Origin of the sequence: Clostridium sp. Cult1 (assembly GCF_021655095.1) — a bacterium.
Lineage (GTDB): Bacteria > Bacillota > Clostridia > Tissierellales > Tepidimicrobiaceae > Schnuerera.
In genome coordinates this window covers 72,483-96,097 of record NZ_PPXW01000001.1, presented here as the reverse complement: position 1 = coordinate 96,097, position 23,615 = coordinate 72,483, and the positions used below count along the sequence as shown (strand labels likewise).

At 31.1% G+C, this 23,615-nt stretch carries 15 protein-coding genes; 2 read left to right on the top strand and 13 right to left on the bottom strand.

The features are described 5' to 3' along the window. Positions 1–50 precede the first annotated feature (50 nt). From C3E89_RS00440 to C3E89_RS00425, 4 genes are all read right to left on the bottom strand, one after another. Positions 51–8,063 carry a GH36-type glycosyl hydrolase domain-containing protein gene (locus C3E89_RS00440; protein ID WP_236910540.1) on the bottom strand — a complete coding sequence of 2,671 codons (8,013 nt, stop codon included), beginning with the start codon at positions 8,061–8,063 and terminating at the stop codon, positions 51–53. Positions 8,064–8,091: 28 nt separating this feature from the next. After that, entirely contained in the window at positions 8,092–10,500 is a 2,409-nt protein-coding gene (locus tag C3E89_RS00435; protein ID WP_236910539.1) for a sugar phosphate nucleotidyltransferase, read from the bottom strand. 123 nt (positions 10,501–10,623) lie between these two features. Further along, the gene (locus C3E89_RS00430; protein ID WP_236910538.1) at positions 10,624–12,315 is read right to left on the bottom strand and encodes a phospho-sugar mutase; all 1,692 of its coding nucleotides are present in this window, start codon (positions 12,313–12,315) and stop codon (positions 10,624–10,626) included. A 22-nt stretch (positions 12,316–12,337) separates the two neighbouring features. Next, complete coding sequence (locus C3E89_RS00425) at positions 12,338–13,522, bottom strand: M20 metallopeptidase family protein (RefSeq protein ID WP_236910537.1); 1,185 nt, start codon at positions 13,520–13,522, stop codon at positions 12,338–12,340. A 154-nt stretch (positions 13,523–13,676) separates the two neighbouring features. Between C3E89_RS00425 and C3E89_RS00420 the strand changes: the two genes are divergently transcribed. Together C3E89_RS00420 and C3E89_RS00415 are read left to right on the top strand one after the other, a co-directional pair. Beyond that, entirely contained in the window at positions 13,677–14,105 is a 429-nt protein-coding gene (locus C3E89_RS00420) for a hypothetical protein (RefSeq protein WP_236910536.1), read from the top strand. 148 nt (positions 14,106–14,253) lie between these two features. Beyond that, the gene (locus tag C3E89_RS00415) at positions 14,254–14,424 is read left to right on the top strand and encodes a hypothetical protein (RefSeq protein WP_236910535.1); all 171 of its coding nucleotides are present in this window, start codon (positions 14,254–14,256) and stop codon (positions 14,422–14,424) included. Positions 14,425–14,508: 84 nt separating this feature from the next. Here the strand turns inward: C3E89_RS00415 and C3E89_RS00410 are convergent, their stop codons facing one another. The 9 genes from C3E89_RS00410 to C3E89_RS00370 all read right to left on the bottom strand — a co-directional run. Continuing rightward, positions 14,509–15,654, bottom strand: coding sequence for a pyridoxal-phosphate-dependent aminotransferase family protein (locus C3E89_RS00410; RefSeq protein WP_236910534.1), 1,146 nt, complete (start codon positions 15,652–15,654; stop codon positions 14,509–14,511). Positions 15,655–16,380: 726 nt separating this feature from the next. Further along, positions 16,381–17,442, bottom strand: coding sequence for a pyridoxal-phosphate-dependent aminotransferase family protein (locus C3E89_RS00405; RefSeq protein WP_236910533.1), 1,062 nt, complete (start codon positions 17,440–17,442; stop codon positions 16,381–16,383). Between the two features lie 168 nt (positions 17,443–17,610). Then, positions 17,611–18,396, bottom strand: a complete 786-nt coding sequence (locus C3E89_RS00400) for an IclR family transcriptional regulator (protein WP_236910532.1) — start codon at positions 18,394–18,396, stop codon at positions 17,611–17,613. Between the two features lie 222 nt (positions 18,397–18,618). After that, positions 18,619–19,122: a gamma carbonic anhydrase family protein gene (locus C3E89_RS00395; protein ID WP_236910531.1), complete on the bottom strand. Its 504-nt coding sequence runs from the start codon at positions 19,120–19,122 to the stop codon at positions 18,619–18,621. A 168-nt stretch (positions 19,123–19,290) separates the two neighbouring features. After that, the gene (locus tag C3E89_RS00390; RefSeq protein WP_236910530.1) at positions 19,291–20,187 is read right to left on the bottom strand and encodes a DMT family transporter; all 897 of its coding nucleotides are present in this window, start codon (positions 20,185–20,187) and stop codon (positions 19,291–19,293) included. A gap of 138 nt (positions 20,188–20,325) precedes the next feature. Further along, positions 20,326–20,832, bottom strand: a complete 507-nt coding sequence (locus C3E89_RS00385) for a nitroreductase family protein (protein ID WP_236910529.1) — start codon at positions 20,830–20,832, stop codon at positions 20,326–20,328. Between the two features lie 82 nt (positions 20,833–20,914). Then, complete coding sequence (locus tag C3E89_RS00380) at positions 20,915–21,835, bottom strand: pseudouridine-5'-phosphate glycosidase (protein ID WP_272876542.1); 921 nt, start codon at positions 21,833–21,835, stop codon at positions 20,915–20,917. Further along, entirely contained in the window at positions 21,835–22,764 is a 930-nt protein-coding gene (locus C3E89_RS00375) for a PfkB family carbohydrate kinase (RefSeq protein ID WP_236910528.1), read from the bottom strand. The genes C3E89_RS00380 and C3E89_RS00375 overlap by 1 nt, the downstream gene beginning before the upstream one ends. A gap of 473 nt (positions 22,765–23,237) precedes the next feature. After that, the coding region (locus C3E89_RS00370; protein ID WP_236910527.1) for a hypothetical protein at positions 23,238–23,615 on the bottom strand (378 nt) is incomplete at its 5' end.

Sequence of the window (23,615 nt, the reverse complement as noted above, 5' to 3'; positions counted from 1 at the left end):
GTGACACTGTCTTGAGAACTTATTTGTAACAATTTTGTAATATTAAATTGCTAATTTCCCATCTCTACTACTATATTATGCTCCAACCCATCATCTATTAATTCAATATACTTATTGTCTATAGAAACTCCATTTGCTATCAAATGCTTAATGCCCTTATTGACCCTGTTTGGATTTTTTACTTCTATATTGTATTTCGTATTTTTAAACCTATATACTATACTAAAACCTTCCCAATCTTTAGGTATGCACGGGTCTATATATAACTTATCTTCCTCTACTCTGAATCCTAATATATCCTCTAAACCTACTATATACATCCAACCAGAGGAACCTGTATACCAAGTCCAACCTCCTCTTCCCATATGTTGAGGGTTTGTATATACATCTGCTGCTATAACATAAGGTTCAACTTTGTACTTATTTGCTTCTATTGGGGTTCTAGAATGATTTATTGGGTTGATTGAGCTAAATAATTTATAAGCCTTGTCTCCTTCTCCTAACATGGCAAAGGCTTTAACTACCCAAGTTGCAGCATGGGTATATTGACCTCCATTTTCTCTAATTCCTGGTACATAGGATTTTATATATCCTGGTTCTTGGTCTGAAGTGTCAAAAGGAGGAGCTAGTAATGCTATTATTCCTTCTTCCTCGTTTATTAAATAATTTTCTACAGATTTCAAAGCTTCTTTTGACCTTTCTTTATTTCCTAAAGTAGAAATAACCGACCAGGATTGAGCTATTGAATCGATGGTACATTCGCTATTTTCCTTAGAACCTAGAGATGTGCCATCATCATAGAAAGCCCTCTTATACCATTCTCCATCCCACGCATTAGTTTCTAGAGCATTCTTTAATTTTTCCATTATATTATTATATTTTGTTGCTCTTTCAAAATCTCCTACCATATTACAAATAGGTATGAAATCTTTAAGCACGCTAGCTATAAACCATCCTAGCCATACAGATTCTCCCTTTCCTTTATAACCTACTTTATTCATACCATCGTTCCAATCTCCTCCCCCCATAAGTGGTAAACCTCTTTCACCAAATTTTAAGGATTTATCTATGGCCCTAGTACAATGTTCATATACAGTACCAATATCTTCAGATATAGTAGGTACTTCATACCTTTCTTCTTCCCATTCCTGTAAAACAGGGCTTTCGATAAAGGGAATTTTCTCTTCCAATATACTCTTATCTCCAGTAACCTTAATATATTTTGCTACTCCTAAAGGCAACCATAATAAATCGTCTGAGTATTTGCTCCTAATTCCTTTATGGACTTCACTATTTGGTATTGGGTGCCACCAGTGTTGTATATCTCCTTCTCTATATTGATGTTTACAATTTCTGAGAATTTGCTTTCTAGTCATATCAGGCATATGGTAAATTGCATTTATTGCATCCTGCATCTGATCTCTTGCTCCAAAAGCACCACCTACTTGATAAAATCCAGCCCTGCCCCATATTCTGCAAACAATGGTTTGATACATTAGCCAGTGATTCATCATATAGTTCATAGTATTATCTGGAGTTTTTATCTGAATAGTAGATAAGGTTTTATTCCAGAATTCTTCTACTTCTATTAGAGCCCTTTTCGAAACTTGAATATCTTTATACTTATTTATTAATTTATAACCTCTTTCTAAATCATTTTCCTCCCCTAATAAAAATGTCAGTTCCTTTTCTCCATTTGCTGGAATATCTATATTTACCTTTATAACAGCACATGGATTATATCCAAACCCTACCTTATTTGATAATCCTTCTCTTTTAATTCCTTCAGGATTTTTATAATCAGGGTAAATTCCTAAGAACTCCTTTCTGTCTCCTGTATAAGACTTAATCTTTTCTGAAGAACCTAGGAAAATTGTACTATCTTTAAATTCGATATTAGTTGAATTTTTAACTAAAAATATATTATCTTTCATTTCTGTTTCCAATAATCTCTCTGTTTCCTCATCAGAAACACCTAGCACGGGTCTAATATAATAATATAAACTAATCTTTCTGTCTTCACTGGCATCATTTTTTAGTCTTATTAAATTGATCTTAATATTATCGTCTAAAGGCACAAAAACTGTTAATTCTTGCTCTATACCTTGACTATGATGATAAAATTTAGTGTATCCAGTCCCATGAGCAACTATATAATCATTATTATCCTTGGTAGTTTTAGAGGTAATATTCCATGCTACCCCAGTATTATCATCTACTAAATAGATTATTTCTCCTGGCCTTTCTAGTATTGGATCGTTGTACCAAGGAGTTAGTTTGTTTTCCCTACTATTTTTAGCCCAAGTAAACCCGCTACCTAGTTCTGTAATTATAGAACCAAAATCCCTATTAGCTAATACATTTATCCAAGGTAAAGGAGTATTTACATCCTTTGAAACTTTTATTATATATTCCCTACCATCCTTTGAAAATCCGCCATACCCATTGTAGTAGTCTAAGTCTAAGATTATATCCTTTTTTGGATATTCCACTAATTTACCATTATATTCTCTAGGAGGTTTTAGCTCTGTAGTAAATTTACCAATCTTTGGTCCTTCTTCTGTTTTAATAATTACCGTTGCCCATTTGAAAAATAAAGCTAAATCTTCTTTCGGCATAGTGTTTATATTTCTAATAAACACTCCTCCTGAAATATCAACTACATTACCTCTTCTTTCATAGACTACTTCCCGTATATTTTCAAACAAAGGTTGATAATAGATACTATCTTCTTCATTTAATATAACTAAATCCACTGTTAATCCCTTATATGACCAATACTCATGAGCATCTAATAGCTGGACTAAGGTGCCAATACCTTCCATAGATTTGATAGTGGCTAATACTATCGGATTATCCCCAGAAATACCATAGGCCCATAATCCTTCTTTTCCTTTTATATTTTGCTTTAATATAGACGCATAAGGAGCTTTTGTATTTTCCTTTAGGTAAAATAAATATGGGAGCAACTCATCATATAATTTTGAATGGGACCTGTTTAAATTTAGATATCCCATTTCCGTTTGAGATTTAGTCTTATAAAGGTCTATGGCCATTTTTATACTGGACTTATTATTATATTTTTTCAATATATCTCTAGCTCCATCTTTGGTCCTAGCCAAAGCGGTAATAAAGAATATATCCATCTTCTCCTTAGGTTTTAGTTTTATCTTTTTTCCTATACTCATTATGGGGTCTAATACTACTCCAGTAGTATTGGTAAGCCCTTTTAATATTCCTTTAGGACTATCTAGTGAATTGGCTCTACCAATAAAATTTCCTCTATTTGTTTCGTATTGAAAACTATCTTCCCCATTGTTGAAAGCCCTTACTCCATGAAGAATCCAAAGGTCTTCCCCTTTATCTTCTCTTTTTCTTCGATTGGCTAAAATTCCTTCTTCTTCCTCAAGGGCTTCCGTTTTGATAAATAGGTTATTGAAAGCAGGATGAGCTAAATCTGAAGCTAACCTTTCCCCTACTATTTCAAAATAGCTTATAGCCTCAAGGATAGCTTCTTCATCTCCATTATTTATTAATCTAACATTTCTTATTTCCCCAATTTCTTCTGGTAATAGAAAAATGTCCATTTTAGTTTCAATATCCCCATCTTTCCGCCTAAAACTTGCCTTATAGGTAGAAAATTCTACATTATAATAGTCGGGCTCTTTGTATGTGGGTGCATAGGTAGTAGACCATAAATTATTATTTTTTACATCCTTAATATATATAAACTGTCCATAGGGAATTGATAAAAAATCTTTTCTCCATCTATTTATAAAAATATCTTGATTTTTCGAAAAGCCTTCTCCCCTATTATTAATCATTAAAGTATAAGTGTTTGAGGATAGAAGATGGCATTTAATATCCTGTAGATCTTCTTTCCCATATATCCTTTTTTCCAACTTTTCTTCTCTTTTTCTCTCGATATTTATATCTTCCAAATTCTCTTTTTCCTTAGTTATAATTGGATTTAAAGGAATTTTCTCTTGTAGCAAAAATTCTCCACATTTCATCTGAGAATCTCTATGAAATCTATCAATTAATATGTCGTTGTTTATAAAATTGTTTATAGCTGCAAATATCATCCCTTGGTGATGGCTCATATAGGATTTAACTATACCTTTATCTAAATGTGAAGGTAGTCTATTAATACTATAATCTACAGCCTCAAAAAACCCATATTCTCCTTCTAAACCTTCTTCCTTTAGCTTTTTAATATTCTCTAAAACTTTATCAGGTTCAAACTTTAATGCTAATAAGGTAGAATATGGTGATATTACTAATTCATCCTTGAGCCCTCTTTGAAAACCTAAAGTTGGAACACCAAAAGCCTTATACTGATAATTGAGTCTATTGTCAAAGGCAAAAAACCCTGACTCTGAAATACCCCAAGGTATATTGTTTTTATTTCCATAGTTTATTTGAATATTAATAGATGTTTTGTAAGTTTCATCTAATAGAGTATTTTTATAGTTTTTTAATACCAAAGTAGGCATCAGGTACTCAAACATAGTTCCAGACCAGGAAGCAAGGCTTATACGGTTATTTTCCATAATAAGGGGCTTACCCAACCTTTGCCAATGTTTTAAAGGTACCTCACCTCTTGATATGGCAATATAAGATGAAATCCTAGCCTCAGATGCCAATAAATCATAATAGGAATTTAGCACCTTCTCTTCCTTTACATTATATCCAATATAAAAAAGATCTTTTACCTCATCATATAGAGGAGCAAATTTAGTATTGTCAATTATATTTTTTATTCTATCTATTAAATCTACTATCCTCTGTTTTTCAGTAAAGTCCTCTATATATTCTTTTAGCCCTTCTTTTAATACTATTAAATAAGATATGAAATTTCCACTATCTACCGTTGAGACAAAAACCGGTCTTAGGGGTTCTAAAGTTCCAGTGCCATACCAATTATATAAATGTCCTTCCCATTTTTCCATTTTCTCTATAGTATCTAAAGTCAATTCTATCAAATGTATCATCTTTTCTGTATTTATGAAACCCATATCCCTACTAGATAGTATGGAAAGCAAATAGAAACCTATATTAGTAGGTGAGGTTCTATTAGCTACTCCATTATATGGGTATTCTTGGAAGTTATCTGGTGGTAAATAATTGTTTTTACCGTCTACAAAGTTTTCGTAAAACTTCCATGTTTTTTCTCCTATTTCCTTTAATAGTTCTAAATCTTCTTGCCTTTTCTCTGTAGTTTCAACTTCTTCTTTACTGACTTCATAGGCCACCATAGGTCCTAAAGACCAGAGTAAGCCAACGATTAACCCAATTAATACATTTGGTGTATTAAATATATAGGTAAGAATCACCAATGCTAGGGATATAAGAAAATTACCTCTCATTAAATTAAAGTAGCAAGTTATACTGTTGCCTAGTTTTCTTTCCATATCAAAGGCTGTTGTCCACTCTAGCAAATTTTTCTTTGAAACCAATACCCTATATAGCGTTCTAACTATAGCATCTACCATCATTAACCCTTCATGAGGTAAAAACATAAAAGTTAATAATCCTTGATATAGATGGGTTTTATAACCGTATATTATATTCCCATTTAACTTCATCTTCTGAATTTTTGATTTTCTGTACAACAAAACCTCTATTGCCATTATTATTATAGGTAATAATAAAACGGTCAGTGCTAATCCTATCCAGGCAAAAATATTTCCAGGGAAAAATATCAAACCCAAAAATATGGTCATTAGTAAAGATATAGGCAGCAAGCTTCTTCTTAAGTTGTCTAAAATTTTCCACTTAGACAAAGATGAAATGGATTCTCCATATTTACCAAAAAGCCATCTAATTAGTTGCCAATCTCCTCTGACCCATCTATGTTGTCTCATAATATAAGAACTATACTTTTCAGGATATCCATCTATCAGCTCTATATCCGTTGCTAGTCCTACTCGAATCAAACTTCCTTCTAGGAGATCATGGCTAAGTATAGCATTTTCAGGGATTACATCATTTATACATTTTTGAAATACTTCTAAATCATAGATTCCTTTTCCTGTGAATATAGCTTCTCCAAATAGATCTTGGTAAATATCCGATACTGCTGTACTATAAGGATCTATTCCCCCTGCCCCTGCAAATATTCGTGTAAATAGAGATTTATTGCTACTTTCGATGTCTACCAATATTCTTGGTTGAATTATTCCATATCCTTCTTTAACTATATTTTTGTCTTTATCTATAATAGCCTTGTTTAAAGGATGGGAGATAGTACCTATTAGTTTTTTAGCACCCTCTATAGGTAATTGGGTATCTGCATCTAAAGTTATAATATATTTGATCTTTTCCTGAAGTTTTGTAATATCTCCTGAAATAACATTAAAACTAGTATCCTCATCTCCTAAAAGAAGATTATTTAACTCTACTAAAGCTCCTCTTTTCCTTTCCCATCCCATCCATCTATCTTGGGTTTCAGAATAAACTCTTTCTCGATGGAAGAAATAAAATATATCTTCTTCTAAAGCATACTTATCATTTAGATCCTTAATTGCCTTTAATCCTTTATCTATTATTTTTTCATCATCTAAGGCGATTTTATTGTCACTATCCTTAAAATCTCCTACTATTCCAAAATATATATTCTCTAATCTGTTAGATAGATAATAAACTTCCAAATTTCTAACTAATTCTTCCACCCTATCTTCACTAGGAAGCAAAGTAGGTATAACAACAAAAGTTGCCAATTCTTTAGGAATTCTTTCTTTATAGTCAACTTTAGGCAAAACTTTAGGTCTATATCTTTTAGAATATATATAATTGAATATGTTTATAGAAATAGTCATAGTTGGGATAATAGTTATAAAAAAAATTAGAATGCCCCAATAGATATTCCCTCTTTTAGATCCATAGATACTGAAAAGAACTGTTAGTAATAAAGAAACTAAAACTATTGGCATATAGTAATAGCTATATGTATTTATATAGAAACTAGAATTTCTATTATTTTTACTAAAAAATTTGAATAGCCTTTCTCTTCCTTTATCTATAAGGTAATATCCGATATGTGCTTTCTTATCCCTATTTCCCTTTTTCCATTCTTCCTTAGCAAATTCCAATGCCTTCTTAGACAATAGTATTTCCTGAACATTGAATCTATCTGCTAATTTTTGAATTTCATACCTATAATAACTCTTTGATTGAGAGTCCATTTCTTCATATGTTTTCAATGGGTCTTCAATAAGTACCCTCTCTACAATACATATGGAATGGAAAATATTATCCCAATTTAAGGAGGAAAGGTTTCTTAAAGATGTCATACAATAGCCTAGTGAAATTTTTAATTTAGATTGGATAGTATATTCGTTTTCTAAAATTTCTTCAATACTTCTCCCATAATAATCTAGTTTTTTATTTATTCTATCTAATATGAACTGAAAGTTTTCCTTTTCCTCCCTTATTTTCCTAACTATTCTTTCTATTTGTGTAGAGTCCATACTATGTATATTTTCTACAATCTTTGCTAGATTTCCTTCTATGGATAGGTCAAAATTGTCTATTTCCTGCCATAGAGTATAAATTTTCATAAGACTTGATGAGATGTTTCCAATCCATTCCATTAACCCTAAAGTAATATATCTTGAAAACTGAGCTATCTCCTCTAAGGATAATATATCTTCCCTTTGAAAATCATTAATAAAGCTTATCAGGTTTTCCTCAGATATGCTCCCTGCTCCTTGGGAAATTAGTTCTAATGCCAATAGATAAACTCTGGGATAGCTTTTATATTTACCTGTTTCTATTGTATTTAATACAATTTTTCTTTCTCTTTTTATATTAGCCCTTAATTCTTTATATATTAATTCTACTAAATAAAAATTATCCAATAGCCAATCTGTCCCCTTTGGTAAAGACTTGCCTTTAGATATATCCCTATTAAATTCTAAATATGCTTTCTCTATTTTTCTAAAGCTTTGGTCTAACCTATTTAAAAAGAACCTTTTAGTATTGGACTTTCTAACAATTTTATATAGAGTATGGATTTCTTCTTCTCCTACTGATAACCTATTAATATATTTTGTCCACATCTTTGCCCTTCCTTTCAATGCTGGATTATTAATTATTTAATAATCTTCTTATTTTACTATCATATTTTATCCATAATTCTTCCGCATACTCTTCATCATGACCTTCTATATATAGATTAAACCTTGGTTTTTCTTCATCTGGAATTATTAATGCCCAGCCATTATCATCAATAAACCTTATTCCCTCTTTAAGTTCTACACCTTCTTTTCTATCTTCTGTCAATCTCCTAATGATATTCCCCTTATTATCCCATTTACAGGGTATTTCTTTCTTGAAATAGAAATACTCAGGTATTTCTTGAAGCAATTTATTTAGTACCATATCGTTATCCACTAGATAATCGATGATTTTTCCTGTAGCCCAAATACCATCAAAGTTCAATACAAATTGAAAATCCAATTCTTTATTGACTATAGTTTGAATTAAATCTGAAATATTGGATTTAGTATAAATAGTATTGCTATTATATTTTTTGGCTATCTTTTCAGCAATCCTAGGAAAATTATAAGGTATTACCGCTTCTTTAATCTCTCCAGTTTTAAAACCTATTAATAATGATAATAGATAATATTTTTCATTCTGGACAATATTAAACCCATCGGTTAAAGCAATTCTTTCACCATCTTCACTATAAAGAATACCTAAATCGCCATCTTTCTCTAATACTAAGTTTTTTATATCTTCTATTTCTAAACCATTTCTATATTCTGCCACCTTAACATTACAACCTATTTTATTTAAATATTTTTCTGCTAAACTGACAATATTTTTAGATGGAGCGGCAATAATCAGTTTAGGATTTTTATTTCTAATTTTATGAACATTTTCTAATCTCTCTATACCTTCTTTTAAATAGATGGATGAAAAATTATAAATATTAACTATATCCTCTATTTCACCTTCGCTACACCTTTTATAATCTTCTATAATCATGGCATTTTCGATTTTTCTTTCTGTACCTTTATCAATATTTCCTCCCTTATCATTTATTATTTCTATATATACTAGATTTTTATTAAGTTCATCTGTTCTTATCTGAACTCCACCATCTGCTTTAAAATGTTTTACTCCAAATCTACACATGGGCATAGTACCATCCTCAATATCGATTACCAAAGATCCAGTAGATAAAATTCCAGATATAATAGAGGATTTAATGGATTTAGATAGATTATGTTCATCGCTATTTGCTATATAAATACCTTTACTTTTGATTACAGTGGCTAAACTAGTTCCTAGCTTGACAGCTATTTCTGGTGTTATGGTAGCATTGTAAATGCCAGAAATATTCCTAGAACCAAAAAGCTTTCTAGATGCTTTTTCTTCCCATACCATATTTTCATTTAGAGTAATATTCTCATCTATGGTCTTGTGTGGCCATATCTTAATTCCAGGTTTAATGGTGCTGTTTTTAAATATTTTTGAATGTGCACCTATTACAGTTCCTTCAAATATTCTATTTCTTTCATCTATTTTTACATTATTACATATGACAGCTTTTCTAATTTCGCAGTTATTTGAAATGTCTACATTATCCCAAATAATACTCCTTTTTATAGAGCTACCCTCTCCTACACTACAGTTATTCCCAATTACCGTATAAGGCTCTAGACTTGCTTGAGCCTTTATTATAGAGTTTCTTCCTATATATATAGGTGGATATATTTTAGCACCTTTTTCAATTATGGTTCCTTCTCCAATCCAGATACCTTCCCCTTGATTGTCTCCTAGAAGATATTTTCTACTTTCCTGGCTCAATATATCTTTATGAGTGTTTATATAGGTACTTAAATCACCAACATCACACCAATATTCTTCTGTTATATATCCATAGATAGGTACTCCGTCTTCTAATAATTTAGGGAATAAATCCTTACTGAAGTCGAAATTTTCACCTTTTTTATAGTATTGAAAAACCTCTGGCTCCAATATATATATTCCTGTGTTAATAGTGTCGCTAAATACTTCTCCCCAGCTAGGTTTTTCTAAAAATCGTATAATCTTTCCATCTTCATTGGTTACTACCAAACCATATTCCAATGGAATAGGCTCTTTTTTTAAAACCAATGTGGCTTTGGATCCTTTTTCAACGTGGAAATCGTAGGCTTTTTTTAAATCTATATCAGTAAAAGCATCTCCGCTTATTACAACTATAGTAGCATCTAAAAAATCATCGGCATTCTTTACACTGCCTCCTGTACCTAAGGGCTTTTCCTCTATATAATATTTAATATTAACATCAAATTTGGAACCAGAGCCAAAATAATCCATGATCATATTAGGTAGATAATGTAATGTAACTGCAATATCCTTTATTCCATGCTTTTTCAATAATTCTATTCCATATTCCATTACCGGTTTGTTAAAAATTGATACCATTGGCTTAGGTAAGTCGCAAGTTAGCGGCCTAAGTCGGGTACCAATTCCTCCAGACATAATAACCCCTTTAATAGTAATCACTCCTTTAATGCCTAATACTCATACATGGATATCATGTGAAACTTTCCCCAATTTTATACATAAAAAACCTTCCCATTTTAAATCTGGGAAGGTTTTTTATTATCTTATAGCTTCTACTCTATCCATTGTTGCTTTTTCTATTAATTTAATCTTTTCTTCCGATGAGATTTTATTCTCTCCTTTTGAGTAGATATATATTTTTATCTTTGGCTCTGTTCCTGATGGTCTAACTGCATACCAAGAACCATCATTAAAGAAATATTTTAATACATTTGATTTGGGATTTCCTGTCTCATCTCTTAAATAATCTATAGTTTTTACTAATTCCATATCACCAATAGTGTTAATAGGAGTTTCTCTAAAAGAATCCATTATCCTTTTTATCCTTTCCTGTCCTTCAACTCCTTCCAATACTATGGAAATTAGCTTTTCAAAATAATAACCATATTGTTCATATAATTCTTCTAATCTATTTAATAGATTTTTCCCTTTTTTCTTGTAGAAAGCAGCCATTTCCGCTATTAACATAGAGGAAATAACTCCATCTTTATCCCTAACAATGGTACTATATACATAACCTATACTTTCCTCATATCCAAAAATAAAGGTATGTTCATGAGTTCTGTCGAATTCATTAGCCTTTCCACATATATGTTTGAAACCAGTAAGAGTTTCTAAAGTAGCCACATTATAATCCTCTGCAATCGCTCTGGTTAAATCCCCTGTTACTATACTTTTAACTATGGCCCCATTTTTAGGAATAGTACCTTTCTTATCTTTAGATGATAATATATAATCTACTAGTAAAGCTCCTGTTTGGTTTCCATTTAAAAACACATATTCCCCATTATCATCTTTAACCATACACGCTACTCGATCACAATCTGGATCTGTTGCTATTAAAATATCTGCATCCTTTTCTTTACCATATATTTTAGCATATTCAAAAGCTTTAACATCTTCAGGATTTGGATATCCTACAGTAGTAAAATCTGGATCTGGTTTTTCCTGTTCAGGTACTACATATACTTCTGTAAAGTTTCTTTCTTTTAGTACTCTTCTAACCAATTTATTTCCAGTACCATTTAATGGAGTGTAGACAATCTTAATTTCTTTATCTATATCATCGTTTATCCCTAATTTTTCTACCTTTTCCACATATTCATCATCAATCTCTTTACCTATATATTGGATAAGTCCTTTTTCTATTCCTTCTTCTAGATCAATTAGCTCAATATTGGAAAAGTCTCCAATATTATTTATATTGTTAAGAATCTCTTCGGCTATATCATCTAATATTTGGGAACCTTCTTCCCAATATACTTTATAACCGTTATAATCTTTTGGATTATGACTAGCAGTAATAACTATTCCAGATATTGTGTTCAATCTTCTTATAGTATAGGATAAAATTGGTGTAGGCCTTATATCATCAAATAAATAGACTTTTATACCATTAGCTGCTAAAACCCTAGCTGCTATATATGAAAACTCTTTGGAAAAATGTCTAACATCATAAGCTATGGCTACTCCTCTTTCCATAGCCTCTTTTCCTTTATTTACGATGGTATCTGCTAATCCTTGAGTAGCTAAAGATACAGTGTACCTATTCATCCTATTTGTTCCTGCACCAATTTTACCTCTTAATCCAGCAGTTCCAAAGGTTAAATCCTTATGGAATCTATCCTCTATTTCCATTTCATCATCTTTAATAGCTTCCAATTCCTTTTTAGTTCCTTCATCAAAGTATCCATTATTTAACCAGTAATTATATTTGTCTAAAAAATTCATTTTAAACCTCCCTATTTCTATTCTATTTTTTTAAAAACTCTAAGGCATTTTGCACTTGAAGTAAAATACCTTTGGTTAAACAATCCTCATCTATGTCAAAATAAGGGGTATGACCACTATAAATAATGCCTTTTTCTCTATTGCCAGAACCTAAATGGAAGAAAGCAGAAGGTCTTGCAGCTGCAAAATAGGAAAAATCCTCTACCCCAAAACTAGGATAAGGCATTTGATATACATTGTTTTCACCTAATAATTCTAATCCGTTTTTCCTAACAATATCCACCATATCATCATCGTTAATCAAAACAGTATAGCTTTCTGTTCTTATAAATTCTCCTTTTCCACCTAAAGATTGAGGTGTTTTTTCTACTATGTTTTTTATTCTATGTAATACTAGCTTTCTCGATTCTTCTTTTAGAGTTCTAACTATTCCTTCCATTTCAACCTTATCTGCAATTATGTTTCTTGCATATCCACCCTTTATGGTCCCAATAGTTAACACTGCAGAAGACCTAGGATCTACATTTCTGCTCACTACTGTTTGTAAAGCTACTAATACCTGACCAGCTATAGCAATGGCATCTATTCCATCTTGAGGATAGGCTCCATGGCTATTTTTCCCATAAATTATTATTCTAATCATATCCGAGGCTGCCTTCATCTGACCATATTTAATACCAATCTGACCAGTTTCAAGACTATTATCTACATGGAGACCAAAAACTCCATCTACATAAGGATCCTCTAATACCCCTTCCTCTATCATAGGTAATGCTCCACCAACGGTTTCCTCTGCTGGCTGAAATAAGAGTATAATATTTCCATTTATATTATCTTTTATGTCGTTAAGCACCTTACTAGCTCCTAGTAAAATAGCTGTGTGGGCATCATGACCGCAGGCATGCATCTTCCCGTCTATTTTAGATTTATAAGGAACATCTTTTTTATCATCCATAGGTAATGCATCTATATCTGCCCTAAGAGCCACAGTCTTTCCTTTGCTTTTTCCTTTTATTATTCCTACTACTCCAGTATTTGCAACTATCTTGTTTTCAATACCCATATCCTTTAAATGTCCGATAATCTTGTCCCTAGTTCTGTACTCTTCTAGTCCTAATTCTGGGTATTGGTGAAAGTCTCTTCTTATATCTATTACCCAGTCTTTTATCTCCATCACCTTTGATTCCAAATAATCGGTTTTTACCATAGAGTCACCCCTTGAATAGGTTTTTTAATTATTATAACATATACTAATACCGAATAATAAAAAATCATTAATTAATTTTTGGGTTAACAAATCAATTACCTTTCTCATATTATGTATCATGGATTAATAATACTTTATTAAGGAAGGTGGAAAGATGGACAAAATTAATAATATAGAAATACCAAAATTGATTAGCCCTGATATTATTGAATCAGTCATAGAGAATGAAGAAGCGCTTAGTGCCTTATTCCATTTACAAGAAGAAGAATGTTTTTTAAAAAAAGGTAGCAGTCGAATAGCACGAAATTCGAAAATGTTGAAATTCGTATTATGTGATATACAAATTTATTTAAATGATAGTAAATGTAGAAAAGAAGATGTGAAAGAAATCAATACTAATGACAAATCTGATATCTACATAAATGTATCTGATATATCCAATAAAAAAATGGTTGAGAACCATGAAAAAGAGATTAAATGTATAAAAGAATGGCTTGAGTCAATAGAAGTAGAGTTAGAGAATATCAAAAAAATATTAAAAGAAAAAGACACGAGAAACTGGGGAACAATAAAAAATAAATGAATAGTAAATCTTCTTAAAAAATTTATTTAATGGAAGTAGCAAGATTAATGAATTGGAATATAATGCTAATGGGCAAAAGGCCTTAACATTGTTTAAATTGTTCGCCCAAGAATTTTATTGCCGCAATTCAAGAGGGAGGTGACATAATATGTCAGAAATGGTTAAGGAAACTATAAAAACTGTGCTTGAAAATTCTCCAGATATGAATGAGCCATTACATTCTAGAGATGGTAGAAATGAATGTAAATTTGGCGATTGTCCAAAAGCAGAATGTTGTTTTAATATTTGTAGGAGCATTGTAATAAATATTTGTGATTAATCTTATAGATAGAACTGCTTGATAATAAAACCCAGACAAGACATGTCTAGTCTGGGTTTTTGGGATAATGTTAAAATGTACACTTTATTTCATCAATTCTCTTGTAAGAGTACCAACGCCTTTGCCTAATACATCCTTTATCCCCAGCCTATAAAGAGTTCTTTCAATTGCTGACATAGTTGATACTAAATCATGAGTATCGATATTACCCATATGCCCTAATCTAAACATTTTTCCTGTATAGGCTCCAAGGCCTCCTGCTACTACTGCTCCTTCTTCAGCTAATATTTTTCTAAACTCTCCATCATCTATACCATCCATGTATAATACATTTGAAAGGGTTACTGCTCTATGCTCTTTTTCTGCTAATATGGTAAATCCTATTTCCTCCAATGCAGCTTGCATAGCTTTTGCTACTTTTATATGTCTTTTATATCTATTTTCAATACCTTCTTCTTTCATTATCCTTAAGGATTCTTGTAATGCCCATATCATATTTACTGGTGGAGTACCAAAGTATTTTGCTGGATCATTCATAATTGGAATCCATTTTTCAAAGTCTATATAGTAATCTCTAATAGTTCCTAAGGATTTTCTTCTTTCTAATGCTTTAGGCCCAGCAAGTACTATTGCAAGACCTGGAGCAACTCCAAAAGCTTTTTGTGATCCAGTTATAAGCACATCTATGCCCATTTCATCTAAATATTCTGGCTCAGCGGCAGTAGCACATACTCCATCAACTACTAATACAGTGTCTTCAAATTTTTTCACCATTTGTCCTATTTCAGCTACTGGAGCACATACTCCCGTTGAAGTATCAACATGGGTAACGGTTACAGCTTTATAATTCTTTTCTTTTAGTTTCTTTTCGATATCTTCTACAGGTACTATAGTTCCCCATTCTGAAGATATAACATCAACATTTAGACCTTTTCTTTCACAAAGTTCAACATAACGATCTCCAAAGAAACCAGTGGATACTACTAATACATTATCTCCTTCTTTTGTAACATTAGCTATTCCCATTTCCATGGCTAATGTACCAGTTCCAGCTACTACAAAAGCTTCTCCTTTAGTTTTAAAGATGGTTTTTAAATCTGTTATTACTTCTTTAAAATCGTTAATAAATCCTGGATCACCAAATGCAACGGTTTCCCTTCCCATTTGATCTTGTATTGATCTAACAACTGGGGTAGGTCCTGGAATCATAACAAGTTTTCTATTTTTCATTTTTTCTACCTCCTAAAATATTAACTAATACTACTAATAGTAACTTTCAGTTAGCTATATTTTGTATATTTACTATTGGTAAATTTATTTTTGTTTTGTTAAAATCATTGTAGTATTTATTTTAACAAAAGTCAATGTTAAGTTTTAAATTATGTTATTATCTTTTGATAATGTCAAAATAATAATATGAAAAAAAGAGGTATATTACCTATTGACTGAAAAACTATTAAATAGGTATAGAATCATCTCAAGCGTAATTGAAGGCAACCTTAGGCCTTGTGTAGCACCTAAAAGCCTTGATTTAAGTGAGTACCAAATTTCTCGACTAAAAAAAGAGTGGAAAACGAAAGTGTATCGTTTCTTATTCACAAAAATACTAATAAGAAGCTTTCTCTTAATTTTGATGATTTGAAACAACATTATTTTCCCTATACACAATAGGCTTTTTTAGTTATTAAAAACCAGAATGCCTAAAATCTCTAAAAAGTCAAAGATAATTGTCATAATCAGTATTTCAATAAGAATTAAATCGAAATACAAGGCCATGTTTGTGAAGTAGTTAACTTTATAAAGTCTAAAAAGAAGTATGAAACCAAGCAGAAAAACACTAAAATAAAATAAATTCCTCTTATTCTATTTAAAATGCAATTTTATATTACAAAACTGCAATTATAAAAGAATAAAAGGAATTCCATTAATTAGTATAGGATTTTAATTATTTTCTATTTAACTCAATTTAGCCAATGCTTCTAAAAATCCATCTACATCTTCTTTATATACATATCCCATTGTTCCAACTCTAAATACATCATCAGCAATTGGAGTTAATCCACCATTTACTATTACTCCTTGCTCGGATAAACCTTTAACTATTTCTTTAGCTTTGCCTGGGGCATAAACTGCCGTTAAGGTTCTAGAAGCATATTTATCATCTTTTGGAAATATATCGTATCCTAATTTTCTTACACCCTCTATTATTCTATTGGTGTTATCAATATGTCTCTTATATACATTATCTAAACCTTCTTCAAAGATCATTTTAAGAGCTTCATCCACAGCAAAAACATTGTAAACAGCAGGTGTATTAGGAGTTTGATTTTTATCTTGAAACTTTTTTGCTTTACTTAAGTTAAAATAAAATTTTGGAAGGTTGGATTTCTCTGTTGCTTTCCAGGCTTTATCACTTAACGATATAAAGGACAACCCTGCTGGTACCATAAGCGCTTTTTGTGAACCAGATAAAACTACATCTATATTCCACTCATCCATCCTCATTTCCAAACCGCCTGCTCCACTTACAGAGTCTGTTATTAATAAAACATCACTTCCTTCTAATGCCTTACCAAATGCTTCTATATCATTTGTTACTCCGGTAGAACTTTCATTGTGTATTACGAAGATTCCCTTCGTATCTGGAGTTACATATTCCATTACCTTATTTACATCTGCTGCTTCACCTAGATCAAATTTTACCCTTATCACCTTTAATTGATGTGCTTCAGCCATAGATGCAAATTGTTCACTGAAAGTTCCTATTACTGGTACTATAACTTCGTCACCAAAAGAAAAACAATTCTGTATAGCTGCTTCCATTGCTCCTGTTCCTGATGATGTTAATATGAAGACTTCATTTTTTGTTTTAAATATTTTTTTCAATCCATCCCTTACTCTTTGATGTATCTCACAATATTCAGGTGAACGATGTGATATAGATTTTCTATTCATTGCTTTTAGAACTCTTTCCGGTACGGCAGTTGGCCCTACCATCATTGATATTTCTTTTTTCATTTTCATACCTCTATTTACTATTATTATATCCTATTTAATATTGTTAAATTAATCATATAATTATTTTGTTCTTCTGTCAAGTATATATTATTAAATTAGTTATCAATTATAAAAATAGGCTGTCCCAAATAAACTTGAAACTTATTCGAGACAGCCTATTTTTCATATTTAATTAATAGTCTTAAGGCGATTAGTAGCTTCTTTTGATATTTGTACAACAATATCTACCCATTTCTTTTTATTTTGTTTAGTGAACCTTGCTGTTGGTCCAGATATGGTAATACATGCTATTGCGTCGTTATTCAAATCAAATACAGGTGCTCCTATACAGCTTACTCCTAATTCCCTTTCTTCATTATCAAAACCATACCCATTTTCCCTTATCTTTTTAAGCTCATTTAAAAGTTCTTCTTTGTTTACTATAGTATTATCTGTGTATTTAGTTAATTCTATTCTTTCCAATATCAAGTTTTGTATTTCTTCAGGTTTATGGGCTAATAAAATCTTACCGGCTCCAGTACAATGTAATGGTGCTGTTGCTCCTGTAGTTGTAAACATCTTTACTAATCTATTGCTTTCTTCTTGAGCAATATATACAATCTGATAGTTATCCATAATTGTTAAATTAGCTGTTTCACCTGTAAGATCTCTAAGCTTTCTTAAGTATGGTTTCAATGTTATAGATATATGATTTTGACCATATGCTAACATACCTATTTGCCATAATTTCAATCCTAAACTATATTTTTTTGTTCTATCATTTTGAACTATAATATTACATTCCTTAAGAGTATTTAGTAGATGATAGGTAGCGCTTACGCCATAATTTAGTCCGTTACTTATTTCCGTCACTCCAACCTCTTTTTCTGAATGAGCAATATATTCTATTACTTCTATAGCTTTAATAACAGAAGCTATAGTTTTTTTCTCTTTAGTTTTTTTATTATTTTCCATTATCATTCCTCCAGAATATTATTAATAAAATTTAATTTAATATAATAACATTTAAATTTAGGTTCATTTTATTTTGTATAATAAAAAGACGTTTTTACCAATGGTAATTAAAATTCGGCTTCGTTAAACCATTCTATCCTTTTTAATTATAAAAGTCAATCCAATTTATACATTAATTATAAGCCCTGATTAGAGCCAATCTAACCAGGGCTTATATATAATTTAGTCTATATGTTTCTTATATAACCTATTGTACCTTAGAGCATTCTTCCTTATAGCATCGATATCTTCTTCTGTAACTTGCCTAACAACTTTACCCGGCACTCCCATTACTAAGGAATTTGGCGGGATATTCTTTCCCTCTGTAACTACAGTTCCAGCACCAATTATACAATTATCTCCTATAACTGCCCCATTTAAGATAATAGAGCCCATTCCTATTAAGCAATTATCTCCTACGGTACAACCATGCACGATTGCATTATGTCCTACTACAGTATAATCTCCTACTTTAGTAGGTATATCTGTTTCCGTATGGACAGTGGCATTATCTTGAATGTTTGAAAATTTACCTATAGTAATATTTTCAATATCCCCTCTTAGAACAGCTCCATACCAAATGCTTGTGCCTTCTCCAATATTTACATCACCTATAATTGAAGCAGTATCGGCTATAAAGGTATCTTCATGAATTTTTGGCTCTATTCCCTTGAGTTTTCTAATCATAGACTATTCTCCTTTATATATATTATTGCTTTTCTTTATATTTGATATTATAGCAAAATCCTATCTTTTGGCAAATGGATTAATGGTTTTATATTTTTCTATACTAAATAATACCCATTGTAAGGGAATTTATTTGAAAATTTTCAGCTAATATATGCATTCATTTTTCTAAATAAATAGTATACCTACACCTATTACCGAAATAATTGCTCCTAGTATTTCTTTTGGTTTTACTTTTTCTTTAAAAATTAATATGGAAAAAGGTATTATGGTTACTGGCATTATAGAAGTTATGGTAGAAGAAATACCTGCACTAGTATATTTTAATGATAAAAGAGATAAAGTTACCCCTATAAAGGGACCAAAAAGAGAACCTATGGTTATAGCTCCCATGGCTTTTTTATTTTTAAATGCTATTTTCAAATCTCCAAATTTTTTTGTTATAATAAATAAAATGGTGAAACTAATAAATCCTGAAATTATACGTATTTGAGTAGCGGCCAAAGGATTATAATCTCCCATTCCTTTCTTACTTAATATAAGACCTAAAGCTTGTCCGAAAGCTCCTAGAAAAGCATATATTAATCCTTTTGCAGAATAAGTTATCTTTACCTTATTTTCGCCTGTTTCTTTACTTAAAATTACTATAGCTATTCCAAGGATTGTAATAGTCATACCTAATAAACTAATTAATTCTAGTCTTTCGCGTAAAAAAACAAATCCAAGAAAAGCTGAAATCGGTGGACTAGATGCCATTATCAATAATGATATTCTAGAGCCTACTTCTACGTAAGATTGGAATAAGAATAAATCCCCTAAAAAGAAACCAATGAATCCAGATGCCATTAACCATATCCAATTGCTCTTGGTAGCATCTAATGGCAACAAAATTCCTCTAGAAAAAAAAGAGTATGTACTAATAAAAATAAATCCTAAAATTAACCTTATATAATTAACGGATAAAGATCCTACTTTTTTCCCTGCACTCTCAAAAGTAATTCCTGATATAGTCCAACATAATGCCGTTCCCAAAGCAGCTAATTCTCCTAAGTTTCGGTGAATCATCCTTTTCCACCACTTTCTAATTATATTCACTAAGATATAATATACTACTTAATTTTTCTAATGTAAATACACAAAAATAAAACAATAAACCTTAATAGTTTCATTAAGGTTTATTGTTTTATCATTCCCTTTTATACCTTAATATTTATCATAACTTATTATTTCATCAAGTTGTTTCCTAGGTCTTGGAGCAGGTGACTCGTTGGGATATCCTAATGGAGTTATTGCAACTATTCTCACCCCTTCTGGAATACCCAGTACTTCCTTTACCTTATTCTCATCATAACTACCTAACCAACATGTACCTAGTCCTTGTTCGTAGGCTTCTAATATCATATAGGCCGTTGCAATAGACAAGTCTACTGTATATCTTGGTTGTCCACCTCTCATAATACTTTCTACTTCAGTACCACAACAAACTAAAATTATTGGAGCTTCTCCAACGAAAGGCTGACCTATAGCTTCAGTAAGCTTCATTCTAGTTTTCAATTCCCTTACAACTATAAATCTCCACTCTTGTCTGTTCTTTGCAGAAGGTGAAAGTCTAGCCGCCTCTAGAACCTTTAATAATTTTTCCTCTTCTACAGGTTTGCTGCTATACTTTCTTATACTTCTTCTACCTCCTATGGCAGATAAAACATCCATAATATGCCCCTCCTAATAAACATTGTATATTTGTTAATATTATATCATATTTTATACTTGATAGTGTTATAGTTTGTAAATATTACCCAATATATAGTTTCTCCAACATTACAGCTAAATTTGCTCCTACTACTGCATTGTTATAAACTAACTCTATATTAGATTGTAGGCTTCTACCTCCGGTTATCTTTTTCACCTTATCTAATAAAAATGGAGTTACATCTTTACCTTTTATTCCTTTATTTTCTGCCTCATTTAAAGCATCTTTTATAGCTTTATCTATTACTTTAGGATCCATTTCATATTCTTTTGGTATTGGATTTGCAACTACCACTCCTCCATCTAATCCCAAATCCCATTTAGTTTTTATAGTCTTTGCCAACTTTTCTTCATCTTCTATTCGATAATCTAGCTTAAACCCGCTTTTCCTCGTAAAAAAGGCAGGGAACTCTTCAGTTTTAAATCCTACTACAGGTACTCCAAAGGTTTCTAAGTATTCTAATGTAAGACCTAAATCTAATATGGATTTAGCTCCAGCACAAACTACCGCTACATTAGTACGAGCCAACTCTTGTAAATCAGCAGATATATCAAAGGTCTTTTCCGCTCCCCGATGGACTCCACCTATACCACCTGTTACAAATACTTTGATGCCTGCTAAATTAGCTATTATCATAGTAGAAGCTACAGTAGTAGCACCATTTAATCTTTCAGCTATGATAAAGGGTAAATCTCTTCTACTCACTTTCTTAACATCCTTTGCCTTTCCCAAATATTCGATTTCATCTCTATCTAATCCTACCTTAATCTTCCCATTTAATATAGCAATAGTAGCTGGAAATGCTCCTCTATCCCTAATTATATTTTCAACTTCTAAGGCAGTTTTTACATTTTGAGGATAGGGCATTCCATGAGAAATAATTGTGGTCTCTAAAGCCACTACAGGCTTTCCTTCTTCTAAAGCTTCCTTTACCTCTTCCTTAATATCCATATATTTTTTCATTATAGTCCCAACTCCTTTATTCTTTTTTCAATATTGTCTACTGATATATTTGGATTTATGGTATTTTCATTCTCCAAGGTTATAAAAGATGCACCTTGGGCAAATTTTATAGTTCTTTCTATGTCCAACCCATTGAAATAGGAATAAGCTAGCCCTGCCATAAAAGCATCTCCTGCCCCAGTAGCATTTACAATTGATATCTTAGGTGATTTCATATGTAACTCTTTTTGTTTATCGAGGTAGTAAACTCCATCCTCCCCTAAAGTAATAAATACCCTTTCAACTCCCGTATCTATGAAATAGGTGGCAACTTTTTTTAAATCTATTTTATCTACTATTTCCACTCCAGATAATGTTTCTGATTCTAATCTATTAGCTTTTATTGTATGAAACTTACCTAGCATATCTTTAATCTTTTCTGCTTTGGAAGTAGATACCGTATCTAAAAAGAAATCCACTTTAAAATTAATGAGCATATATCTTAGTACTTCTTTAGGTATATTGGTGTCTACTATACAAAGAGCAGAGTTTTCTATAATTTCTCTTTTATATTGAATAAAAGATATTGTCATCTTTTCAAATATATCCATAGATGAGAGGGCTAATTCCATATCTCCCAGTTCATCTAATATAGCTATATAGGTAGATGTCTTCATCTCTGGAAGAATTAAAGACTCTGACATATCCAAACCTATTTTCATTCCTTCTTCTATCATTAGCTTCCCATAGATATCATTACCCAACACTGTAATAAGTCTAGTATCTATTCCTAATCTAGCTAAATTTTCTCCTATATTTCGACCAACCCCACCTAAAGTCATGGTAGTTTTTCCTGGATTAGAATCTTTCATTCTAAGCTTTTTATGAGGTAATCCAATAATATCTATATTAGCTCCACCTACTATAGTTATATAAGATTTATCTTCCATAATATATCCTCTCCTATAAATATCCTTTCTAAAGATATACTTACCTATATTTTACCATACTTATATAATTTTAACGCTAGACATTATTAAAACTTGCTTTATATAAAAAAAGAATAATTCTATATAGATTTCATTGCATTATAAAACTCTAGCATGCAATCGCTAGAGTTTTGCTATCTAATAAAATTTCTCCAAGAAGTTAAAATTTTCAGTTCATCTATAATTTACACGTCTGTTATTGCCCTCCCTAAATATGTATGTCTAATGACTCCAATCTTAATACAATTTAGCAATATTTGATTAACGCTAAATTGTGCACCTACCTATAAAGGCTTTTTAATATATATTCTAGCAATATAAGTAAGTCAATATAAGGAATTCTTTTTCCCTAACTAACACTCATGGTAAATATCATATAAAGAATGTGCAGTACTAAAATTTCTTTTAATTAATAAGTTTTCTTGTAGTATAATTTATATCTGAGTACTTTTCTTTTTTATAGCAATTTGTATAATAGCCCCAATTACAATAAACAAAAGAATTATACCAATCCATATTTCAAATCCAGGATGGTGCCTAAGTCTATATATTTCCTCCATCTTCATACTATCAATAATCTTTTGTTCATTATAACCTTTTATCAACGCCCCAAGATAGTTTCCAACAAAAATTCCAGTGGTTATTCCTATAGTCATAAATACAGAAATAAGCCTTTTTTTCATAAAAAGCAAGAATAGAGCAATTGAACTTAAAACTAAATAGAATTTCCAATTATGTGAAATCCAACCAAATAGATATTCTGAATTTAAAACAGTAAATGAGATTAAAAGTACTATTCCTAAAATAAGAAG